The organism is Streptomyces sp. NPDC059696 (assembly GCF_042733745.1).
Lineage (GTDB): Bacteria > Actinomycetota > Actinomycetes > Streptomycetales > Streptomycetaceae > Streptomyces.
Window position 1 is genome coordinate 109121 of the sequence record NZ_JBHWFG010000027.1, and the last position, 10272, is coordinate 119392.

The following is a 10272-nucleotide window of genomic DNA, read 5'->3' on the forward strand; positions in this document are numbered from 1 at the left end:
GTTCAGGAACGCGCGTACGGGTCGCCGCGACCGGCATCCGCGTCCGTGGGGCCCCGGTCGGGACGCCCCACGTGCGCGGGTCAGGCCTCGGCGCTGCCGCGCGTCACGGCCTTCCGCAGCAGCGGCCACACCAGCAGCAGCACGATCACCGCGTACACGGTCACCGCGAAGGGCGTGTTGACCAGCCCCGTCACACTGCCGTCGCTGATCTGCAGGGCACGCCGCAGCTGCTGCTCGGCGTTGGGGCCGAGGATCACACCGATGACGGCGGGCAGCACCGGCAGGCCGTACCTGCGCATACCGAAGCCGATCAGGCCGATGACCAGCAGGATCACCAGGTCGATCACCTCACCGCCGACCGCGTACGCGCCGACCGCCGCGAAGAACATGATCCCGGCGTACAGGTACGGCCGCGGAATGCGCAGCAGCTTCGCCCACACGGGGGCCAGCGGCAGGTTCAGCGCGAGCAGCAGCACCATGCCGACGAACAGCGAGGCGATCAGACCCCACACCAGGTCCGGTTCACGCTCGAAGAGCAGCGGCCCGGGCTGGATGCCGTACTGCTGGAAGGCGGCCAGCATCACGGCCGCCACCGCCGTGGTCGGCAGGCCCAGGGTCAGCATCGACACCAGTGTGCCCGCCGCCGAGGCCGACGCCGCCGACTCCGGGCCGGCGACACCCTCGATGGCGCCCTTGCCCCACTCGTCCTTGTGCTTCGACAGGCGCTTCTCCGTCACGTACGACAGGAAGGTCGGGATCTCCGCGCCTCCCGCCGGGATCGCGCCGAACGGGAAGCCGATGAACGGGCCGCGCAGCCACGACTTCCAGGTCCGGTGCACGTCCGCACGCCCCAGCCAGGGACGCCCCACCGGGATGGGCTCGGGTGGCCTGCGCCGCAGGTGCGCCGCCACCCACAGTGCCTCGCCGATCGCGAAGAGCCCGACCGCGACGATCACCACGTCGATGCCGTCGGCGAGTTGCAGCGAGCCGAAGGTGAGCCGCTGCTGGCCGGTCATCTGGTCCAGGCCCACCAGTCCGAGGGTGAGGCCGATCAGCAGGGAGGCGAGGCCCCGGATGCGGGACGAGCCCAGCACCGAGGTCACGGCGATGAACGCCAGCACCATGATGGCGAAGTAGTCGGGCGCGCCGATGTCGACGGCGAGTTTCGCGACCGTCGGGGCCAGCGCCACCAGCAGCAGCGTGCCGACCATGCCGCCCGCGAAGTGCCCGATCGCCGCTGCCGCCAGGGCCTGCGCGCCGCGCCCGGACTTGGCCATGGGGTTGCCCTCCATGGCCGCCACCACCGCCGCGCTCTCACCCGGGGTGTTGAGCAGGATGGAGGTCGTCGAGCCCCCGAACATCGCGCCGTAGTAGATGCCGGCGAACATGATGAACGCGCCGATCGGGTCGAGCCCGTACGTCACCGGCAGCAGCAGCGCCACCGCCATCGCCGGGCCGATCCCCGGCAGCACGCCGATGGCCGTGCCGAGCAGGACGCCGATCGCGGCCCACAGCAGGTTGATCGGGGTGAGGGCCGTACCGAAGCCGTCCAGAAGGGAGTTGAGGGCGTTCATGTCACAGCACTCCCATCAGCGGACCGCCGGGCAGGGGCACTCCGAGCAGGTTGTCGAAGACGGTGTAGGTGACGAGGGAGAGCCCGGCGGCGACGAGCGGATCGCGGTCGGTCCGGCGGCTGCCGAGTGCGAACGCCGCGCCCCAGAACAGCAGCGCGCCCGCGACGGGGAAGCCGAGCGGCTCGATCAGCACGGCCGCGCCGAGGAACACCCCGGCCAGCAGCAGCACCGTGCGCCAGTCGGCCGGCTCGGACAGGTCGACGTCCTCACCGCCCTCGGCCTGGCCCCGGCCACCGCGCAGGACGTCCACGGCCAGCAGCGCGGCGATCACCAGCAGGCCGGCGCCGACCACGATCGGCACGGTCTTCGGACCGACCGGACCGCGCTGGGCGATGTCGACGTCCATGGTGAGCGCGTCGGTCAGGACGAGCACACCCAGCGCCAGCAGCAGCGCGCACACGCCGAGTTCGGAGTGCTCGCGCAGCCACGAGTGCCGTTCGCCGCCGGTCCGGGCGGTGGGTATGTCGGTCTGCGTCGTCACAGTCCCAGCTCCTTCAGCACCGAAACCACGCGCTTGTCCTCGGAGTCGAGGAACGCGCCGAACTCCTCACCGGTGAGGAAGGCGTCGTCCCAGCCGTTCTGCTCCATCGAGGTGCGCCACTCCTCGGAGTCGTGGAGCTCCTCGACCAGCTTCACCAGCTTGTCGCGCTCCCCGTCGCCGAGGCCGGGAGGGGCGACGATGCCGCGCCAGTTGGTGAAGTCCACGTCGTAGCCCGCCTCCTTCAGCGTGGGCGCGTCCAGGCCCTTGACGCGTTCCGGGCCGGTGACAGCGAGGAGGCGCAGCTCGCCGGCCTTGATCTGGTCCTGGTACTCACCGACCCCGGAGACGCCGAAGGCGACCTTGTTGCCGAGGATCGAGGCGAGCAGCTCGCCACCGCCGTCGAAGGGGATGTAGTTGACCTGCTTCGGAGGGATGCCCGCCGCCCGCGCCATCAGCATCGGCGCGAGGTGGTCGGGCCCGCCGGGCGAGGAGCCGCCGCCCACGGGGAGTCGGCCCGGGTCCTCCTTCCAGGCGCCGATCAGGTCGTCGATCGTCTTGTACGGCGAGTCCTTGGCCACGACCACCACGTCCTGCTCCTCGGTGAGCCGGGCGATCGGTGTGGTGTCCCCGAGTGTCTTCGGCGCGTCGTTGGAGCGCACGGCGCCCACCACCCCCAGGCCCATGGACATGGCGAGCTTGCCGTTGCCGTGTTCGCTCACCAGCCGGCTCAAGCCCACCGTGCCGCCGGCGCCGGGCAGGTTGAACACCTCGATGTTGTGCGTCAGTCCGGCGTCCTCGGCGTTCTTCGCGGCCGTACGGGCCGTGATGTCGTAGCCGCCTCCGGGCGTGTTGGGGACCATGAAGCGCAGGCCCGGGATCTGTGTGCCGGTCTCGGAGCCGCTGCCGGTGGTCAGCAGCGGTGGTCCGACGAGCACGAGCACGGCGGCCCCGAGCAGGGCGAGGGGGGTGCGCAGGCGCACGAGTGCCACCACCTGTCGGTACGTCGATGCGGGTAGGGAAAGGCCCTGTGGGGGAGGGTGACGTGGGCCACATGGTGCCCGGGCTCCGGCGGGCTGTCTCCCTTCCGGAAGCAACGGAGGTTGTGGTCTTTGCGGTCGCCGCGAAGGGCGCCGGGGCGCGAGCGGAACACACGAGGGGCCCCGACGCACGCGCCGGGGCTCCTCGGGCGACGGTCACCGATCCGCGTGGACCTCCAGGGCCGCCCGCACGGCCGACTCCAGGGCGCCCTCGATCCACGCCGGCTTGACGGACGTGTGGTCACCGGCGAAGTGCAACGGCCCCTCGGCCTCGGGGATCACGGGCAACAGCTCGGTGTGCTGCCCGGGCAGCAGCACCGACGCCTCCCCGTAGGCGTACGGGTCGCGCAGCCAGCTCTGGGTACGTCCCGCGCCGGTGTAGAACACCTCGACGCGCCGGCCGTAGACCTGCTGGAGACCGCACAGGGCGTGCGGATACCGCGCCTCGTCGTCCAGGGAGTCCCAGCGCAGGGCGTCGTCGGCCCAGCTGTAGGACGCCAGGACCACGCCTCCCGCGCTGCCCGGAACGGGGTGGGACGGGTTGAACATGAAGCGGTTGGCGTTGTCCGACACCGAGCCGCCGCCCACGACACCGGCCGCCTCCGGCTGGTCGCGGCCGATCGCGCGGTTCGCGGCGTAGTGCGTGCGCTGAGCCCGGGTGATGTGCCCGCCGGGCACGGAGGGGTGCGCGCCGAGCAGGCTGCCGTCCGCGGGGGCCCTGCCGGTGCGGTAGTCGTCGTACAGACCCGGCTTCACGGCGTTCAGTTCGCGCTTCCAGTCGTCCTCGTCGAACTCCCACCACCGACGGCTGAACTCGAGCAGCACCTTGGTGGCCTGGTCGTAGTGCAGTTCGCAGACCGCGCGGCGCTTGCGGTAGGACAGCGGCGGGTCGATCTGCACGTGGCGCAGGCCGGAGAACGGCACCGTGACCACGGCGACGTCGGCGGTGAACTGCTCGCGGACGACGGGGCCGCCGCGCCCCTCGGACACGGTGTCCACCCACACGTGCGGGCCCTTGCTCCGCACGTGCCCGTCTTCCGGGGACGGCCGGTCGGGGTGGTGGTACTGGATGCGCGTCACCCGGCGGTCGAACCGCACCTCCTCGCGCACGCGTTCCAGCAGGGCGTCCGGCAGTACGGCCGTGCCGCCCTCCAGCTCGTAGAAGGGCGTGTCGGGGCTGATGAGGGACGAGCCGATGAAGCTGTGGATGAAGGACAGCGGGAGGCGCGAGGTGAGGTTCTCCAGCGTGCCGATCAGGTCGATGGTCCGCTCGTCGAGCCCCGCGTGCTCGGTGAGGAAGCGGAACATCGACCAGTCGCCGAACCGCTTCACCACGCGCGCCCACCCCCGCAGCCGCTCCGGCAGCGGTTTGTCGACCCGCTTGCCGTCCGGGCCGACGTGGCTGAACTCGTCGCGCACCGGGTCCAGCGCGGCCCGCAGGATCGCGGCGGCGGGGGTGTCCCAGTAGGCCTTCGGGACGCCGAAGGACCGGTTCACGCGCCGCGGGGAGCGGGCGTAGTCGGCTCGCCGTACGCGGATGCCGTTGACGTGGATCCAGGTGCGCGCGGCGGGACGCCCCTCCTCGTCGACGTCGACGTAGTGGAAGCGCCGCTTCTTCAGGCCGAACCGGTCGATGAGTTCCATCACCAGCGGATGGCTGCCGGGGATGCGCATCGCGCCCGCCTCGGCGTACTGGAGGGGGTCCGCGAAGGGCTGTGCGGCGTCTTCGTGGCCGCCCTTGCGGAAGGTCTTGATGCGGCCGCCCGCCCGGTTGCCGTTGGCCTCCAGCACCGTCACCCGGTGCCCCGCCTCCTTCAGCAGCCAGGCGGCCACCAGACCGGACGGGCCGGCGCCGATGACGAGGACGTTCTTGGGGCGGGTCCGTCGGGCCGGCAGTCCGTCCTTCAGGGCGCGCACGTAGCGCGGGACGAGGGGCCGGTTGCCGGAGTCCAGGACGAGCAGGGCACGGGCGACGGCGAGGCACGTCTCGGAGTCGGCGCCGCGCCCGCCGCCGGGAGCGGCCGGGGCGAGCGGTGCTGCCGGTGCGGGCAGGGCCGAGGCGGTACCGCCGGTCAGTGCCGTCGCGACCGTGGCCGTGCCGGCCACCGTCGCGAACTCCCGCCGGGAGAAACCGCCGTCAGAGCGCATCACCGCATGATCATCAGTCATGGTGATCTTTGTAACGGCGACCGTGACGGGCCGCGGCCGTTCGCCCGGGCGTTGCCCCTAAGGAGCGAATCACGGGCAAAACCCGCACGTCGCGGCGGGGGTGCCACCCACGGCGCGCCCGGCGCACCCGAAGGAATGAACGCGCGGCGAACCACGACCGCCGCCGCCGACGAGCCTCCACACTGCGACTGCGTATCCACAACCGCGCTCTCCGGCCGCCCGGCCCCGCCCACTGCGCGCGCGGCGCCGGGCGGCCGCACGAGAGCCCGGGACGACGGAGGGAGGTAAGGGTGGTGCAGCGGCGCACCGTTCGGGCTGAGCGGGTCCGTTACTGGTTCGACAGCACGCTGGCCCGCGGCGCCTCCGCCCTGGTCGGCTGGATGGCGCTGTTGTGCCTGGCCGTCGTCGTCCCGGCGAGCGCGCTGGTGGTGTGGACCGACCCGCACGCGCCCGAGTCCCTGCCGGAGCGGCTGGCACAGGTGTGGCGCCTGACGGGGGAGACCCTGCGGCTGGGCGGGACGACCGGCACGCCCCTGCGCGTGACGATGTCGGTGCTTCTCGCCCTGGTCGCGCTGCTGTACGTCTCGACCCTGGTCGGCCTGATCACGACGGCGCTCACGGAGCGGCTCACCGCGTTGCGGCGCGGCCGGTCCACCGTGCTCGAAGAAGGACACGTCGTGGTCCTGGGCTGGTCGGAGCAGGTGTTCACGGTCGTGAGCGAACTGGTGGCGGCCAACGCCAACCAGCGCCGCGCGGCGGTGGCGGTGCTGGCCGACCGTGACAAGACGACGATGGAGGAGGCACTCGGCACGAAGGTGGGCCCCGTCGGCCGGACCCGGCTGATCTGCCGCAGCGGCCCGACCACCGATCCGGCCGTGCTCACCCTGGCCAGTCCGGCGACGGCCGGCGTCGTGCTGGTCCTGCCCCGCGACGAACCCGACGCCGACGCCGAGGTCGTCAAGACGCTGCTGGCGCTGCGTGCGGCCCTGGCCGGGGTGACGGACCGGCCGCCCGTGGTCGCCGCCGTCCGCGACGACCGCTACCGACTGGCCGCCGGTCTCGCGGCAGGCCCGGGCGGGGTCGTCCTGGAGAGCGACACCGTCACGGCCCGGCTGATCGTCCAGGCCGCCCGCCGCCCCGGGCTCTCCCTCGTCCACCAGGAGCTCCTCGATTTCGCCGGCGACGAGTTCTACCTGGTCGGTGAGGAGTCCCTGACGGGCCGCCCGTTCGGTGACGCGCTGCTGTCCTATCCGACGTCCAGCGTCGTCGGTCTGGTGCGCGGCGACACCCCCCTGCTCAATCCGCCGCCCCAGATGACCATCGGCGCGGACGATCTGCTCATCGTCATCTCCCGCGACGACGACACGGCGTGGCCGGGGGAGTGCGGGCAGTGGGTCGAGAAGGCGGCGATGGCCTCCGGTCCCGCGGCGCCCGCGCGGCCGGAGCGGGTCCTGCTGCTCGGCTGGAACCGCCGGGCACCGCTCATGGTCGAGCAGCTGCGCCGCCGGGCCCGCCCCGGGTCCGTCGTCGACGTGGTGGCGGACGGTGGTGAAGCGACGGTCCGGCAGGTGCGTGACTGCGGCGCGCCCCACGGCAGCGGCCTGGCCCTCACCCTCCACCAGGGGGACGTCACCCGCCCCGAGACCCTGAGGCGCCTGGACGTGCACTCCTACGACAGCGTGATCGTCGTGGGAGAGGACCCCGCGCCCGGGCAGCCCCCGGAGGAACCCGACAACCGCACGCTCGTCACCCTGCTGCTGCTACGCCGGCTGGAGGAACTCTCCGGGCGTGAACTCCCCGTCGTCACCGAGCTGGTGGACGACCGCAACCGGGCACTGGCCCCCCTCGGGCCCGGAGCCGACGTGATCATCAGCGGCAAGCTCATCGGCCTGCTCATGGCGCAGATCTCCCAGAACCGGCATCTCGCAGCGGTCTTCGAGGAGCTGTTCTCCGCCGACGGCGTCGGCATTCGCCTGCGGCCGGCCGGCGACTACGTGCTGCCCGGGAGCGAGACGGCCTTCGCCACCGTCGTGGCCGCGGCACGAGGACGCGGCGAATGCGCCATCGGCTACCGCGGCCACGACGACGCCTCCACCCATCCGCGGTACGGCGTGCGGGTCAACCCGCCCAAGTCCGAGCGCCGCCGCTGGACGGCCGCCGACGAGGTGATCGTCGTGGGGACGGACTGAGAGGCGTGGCAGCGGGGACCGGTCGTGGCGGCGGGACTGAAGGAGGCCGGTGCGGGCGCCGGGGGCGCGTGCACCGGCCTCAGGGTGCCGGGTCCTGCCGGGGCGGTCAGTCCTTGAACGCGATCAGGACGCCGTTCTCCGCCGGTGCGAATACGCGGCCCGAGGCGGTGGCGATGCCCGGGTTGACCCAGCCGCGCCAGTCGTTCTCCGCGGGCACGTCCTCCATCGGGTGCGGTTCGGTCCACAGCCGGTAGGACCAGACGACGGCGCCGGTGCGCTCGTTCAGCACCACCAGCTTGCCGTTGCCGTCCCGGACGTAGACGTAGCCCCCGGCGACCAGGCGCACCGCCGCCGCCTGACGCGGGCTGGTGTAGCTCCAGACCGTCTTGTACGTCGTCGTGCTGATCGCCTTCACGACACCCCGGTACGCCACGTACACCCGGCCCGGGCCGAACGCGGGAGTGGCGTCGGCGGGGAAGGAACGCAGGACGGCACCGGTGTTCTGGTCGTACGCCACGGTCCGCTCGTCGTCGAGGTCGTCGCTGCGCAGCCACAGCGCCCCGGCGCCGCGCGCGATCGGGTTGCCGCCGAGCTCGGTCCGGTCGGGCACGTCGTAGCGGCGCAGTTCCCGGCCGGTGCGCCGGTCCAGGAGCTGGTACGAGGAGTTGTCGAAGCCGAACCACACGCCGACTTCGTCGACGACCACGGGTGACCAGCCCCAGTCGACGAGCGGAGCCCGCCACAGCTCGGATCCGTCACTCGGGCGCAGCGCCAGCGCCGTGCCCCGGCCGTCCTGCGTGTACAGCGTGCCGTCGTACCACGTCGGCGGGTACTCGCAGGAGCCCGAGCCGATGCTGCGCGTCCACCGCTGCCGGCCGGTCGCCGGGTCCCAGGCGGTCACGACGCCCCTGCCGGTCTGGGTGTAGAGCAGGCCGCCGCCGTAGGCCAGGGTGGCCTTGGGGTCGTTGTCGGTGATCAGCCGCTGCGGCCACAGCCTCGTGCCGGTGGCCGCGTCCAGACCGACGAGCTCCATGCGCGGGCCGTCGGACCCCTCCTCCGCGGCCGCGTTCACCACCACGTAGACCTTCCCGCCGACCGCGACCGGCGCGGAGACCGCCGAGCCCAGGTCGAGGGACCAGGCCTTGGTGAACGGCGGGGCAGCCGTGGCCCCGGCGACGAAACTGTCGTGACGGGCGTTGGCGCGGTACCCCAGCGTGGCGTTCGCCGGTTCGGTGCTCGCCCTCGCCTTCGCCCTCGCCATTGCCTTCGCGGCAGCGGCAGCGGCCGCCGTCGCGGGTGCGGGTGCCGTCGTGGGCGCCGGAGTGGCCGCGCCGCCCGGGCCCGCACCGACGGCCAGGAGCGCCAGCGCCGTCGCCACCACGCAACTGGATCTCGCCCGGCCGCGCCTCACAGTGCTGCCCATGGAAACCCCCCTCGGGTCGAATGAAGTGGGCCGGTGCACCGGCCGCGGCTCCGATTACCCCCGAGATGTCGAACAACTCCTGTGCACACAGGGGAACTTCGGGTCCCCGCAGGCCCTGTCGCCCGGCCCGGCCCGGCCCCGCCCTGCCCTGCCCGGCCCGGCCCCGCCCTGCCCGGCCCAGCCCGGCGGCCCGGCCCGGCCCAGCCCGGCCCCGCCCCGCCCGGCCCGGCCCTGCCGCCGGCCGGTCACCTGCTCTCCCCACCGGCCAAAGCGATCCAGGTTCCCGAGATTCCTGTGAAGAAACAGAGAAATTCGGCTGTGTGTTCGTGCGCGGGCCGGGCAACAGGAGCAGCGGAGGTTGATGACTATGGTTCCCCTGCTTCTTGTCCTGCTGCTGGCCCTGGTTCTGTTCGGTGCGGGTTTCGCACTGAAGGCCCTGTGGTGGATCGCGGTGATCGTGCTGGTGCTCTGGCTGCTGGGCTTCGTGCTGCGCAGCGCGGACAGTGGTGGCCGTAAGGGCCGCTGGTACCGCTGGTAGCCCGGCCGGGCCCCCGCGACGAGCAAAACTCCAGGAATGGGGTAAACGAAAGTGACCCGATTCTCTTCTGGGAAAGGCGTTCCATTTCCATGGCCGACACACGAGATGTCGTAGAACTCATTCTTCAGGACCACCGGCGCATGGAGGACCTCTTCCGCCGCATGCGGAGCGTCGAGGACGACCGTGCGGGCGCCCTGAAGGAGTTCGCGGACCTGCTGATCGCGCATGCGCAGGCGGAGGAGGCCGAGGTCTACCCGGCGCTCAAGCGGTACAAGAACATCGACGACGAAGAGGTCGAGCACGGCGAGCACGAGCACGACGAGGGCAACGAGGCGCTTCTGGCGCTCCTCGAGGTCGAGGAGGTCGGCTCCGACGAGTGGGACTCCAAGCTCGAGGAGCTGGTCGAGGCCGTCACGCACCACGCCGACGAGGAGGAGCGCACCATCCTCAACGGTGCGCGGGAGAACGTGGCGACGGAGCGGCGCGAGGAGCTCGGCCTGGCGTTCCTGCGGGAGCGTGAGCGCCAACTGAAGGCCGGGTGCGGTTCCGTGGAGAACGTACGCAAGATCGTCGAGTCCTGACGCGGCCAGGCCGGCCCTGGTGGTCACCGCCCCCCGGCGGGGTCCACCACGGCCGGCCGCGGTGCTGGGGGCGCCCCCCCCCGCGGGGCGCAGGGGGGGGCGGGGGCGGGCGGGGGCGCGGGGGGCGGCGCGCCGCCCGGGCCCCCCCCCGGGCCGGCGCCGCGGCGCCCCGCCCCCACGCCGCGCAGACCGGAGCACCCCGCGCGGGGCCGCGCCACGG

At 72.7% G+C, this 10272-nt stretch carries 8 protein-coding genes; 3 read left to right on the forward strand and 5 right to left on the reverse strand.

All coding sequences use genetic code 11. The annotated features are described in order from the left end of the window. Nucleotides 1–80: 80 nt before the first annotated feature. The 4 genes from ACFV20_RS26760 to ACFV20_RS26775 form a co-directional block, all read right to left on the reverse strand. Entirely contained in the window at nt 81–1574 is a 1494-nt protein-coding gene (locus tag ACFV20_RS26760; RefSeq protein WP_385660495.1) for a tripartite tricarboxylate transporter permease, read from the reverse strand. Nucleotide 1575: 1 nt separating this feature from the next. Beyond that, nucleotides 1576–2115 (reverse strand): tripartite tricarboxylate transporter TctB family protein, encoded by a 540-nt coding sequence (locus ACFV20_RS26765; RefSeq protein ID WP_385660498.1) that lies wholly within the window; start codon nt 2113–2115, stop codon nt 1576–1578. Then, complete coding sequence (locus tag ACFV20_RS26770; RefSeq protein ID WP_385660536.1) at nt 2112–3095, reverse strand: Bug family tripartite tricarboxylate transporter substrate binding protein; 984 nt, start codon at nt 3093–3095, stop codon at nt 2112–2114. The genes ACFV20_RS26765 and ACFV20_RS26770 overlap by 4 nt, the downstream gene beginning before the upstream one ends. Before the next feature lie 213 nt (nt 3096–3308). Further along, entirely contained in the window at nt 3309–5321 is a 2013-nt protein-coding gene (locus tag ACFV20_RS26775) for a flavin monoamine oxidase family protein (protein WP_385660500.1), read from the reverse strand. Between the two features lie 290 nt (nt 5322–5611). Here ACFV20_RS26775 and ACFV20_RS26780 point away from each other — a divergent pair, with 290 nt between their 5' ends. Beyond that, nucleotides 5612–7510 (forward strand): NAD-binding lipoprotein, encoded by a 1899-nt coding sequence (locus ACFV20_RS26780; RefSeq protein ID WP_385660503.1) that lies wholly within the window; start codon nt 5612–5614, stop codon nt 7508–7510. Nucleotides 7511–7616: 106 nt separating this feature from the next. Here ACFV20_RS26780 and ACFV20_RS26785 read toward each other — a convergent pair whose 3' ends face one another. Continuing rightward, nucleotides 7617–8933 carry a PQQ-binding-like beta-propeller repeat protein gene (locus ACFV20_RS26785; RefSeq protein ID WP_385660506.1) on the reverse strand — a complete coding sequence of 439 codons (1317 nt, stop codon included), beginning with the start codon at nt 8931–8933 and terminating at the stop codon, nt 7617–7619. A 367-nt stretch (nt 8934–9300) separates the two neighbouring features. On the opposite strand from ACFV20_RS26785, the gene ACFV20_RS26790 reads away from it, so the two are divergent. Together ACFV20_RS26790 and ACFV20_RS26795 are read left to right on the forward strand one after the other, a co-directional pair. After that, entirely contained in the window at nt 9301–9471 is a 171-nt protein-coding gene (locus ACFV20_RS26790) for a DUF5670 family protein (RefSeq protein ID WP_221754361.1), read from the forward strand. An 89-nt stretch (nt 9472–9560) separates the two neighbouring features. Further along, complete coding sequence (locus tag ACFV20_RS26795; protein ID WP_385660510.1) at nt 9561–10052, forward strand: hemerythrin domain-containing protein; 492 nt, start codon at nt 9561–9563, stop codon at nt 10050–10052. Nucleotides 10053–10272 lie beyond the last annotated feature (220 nt).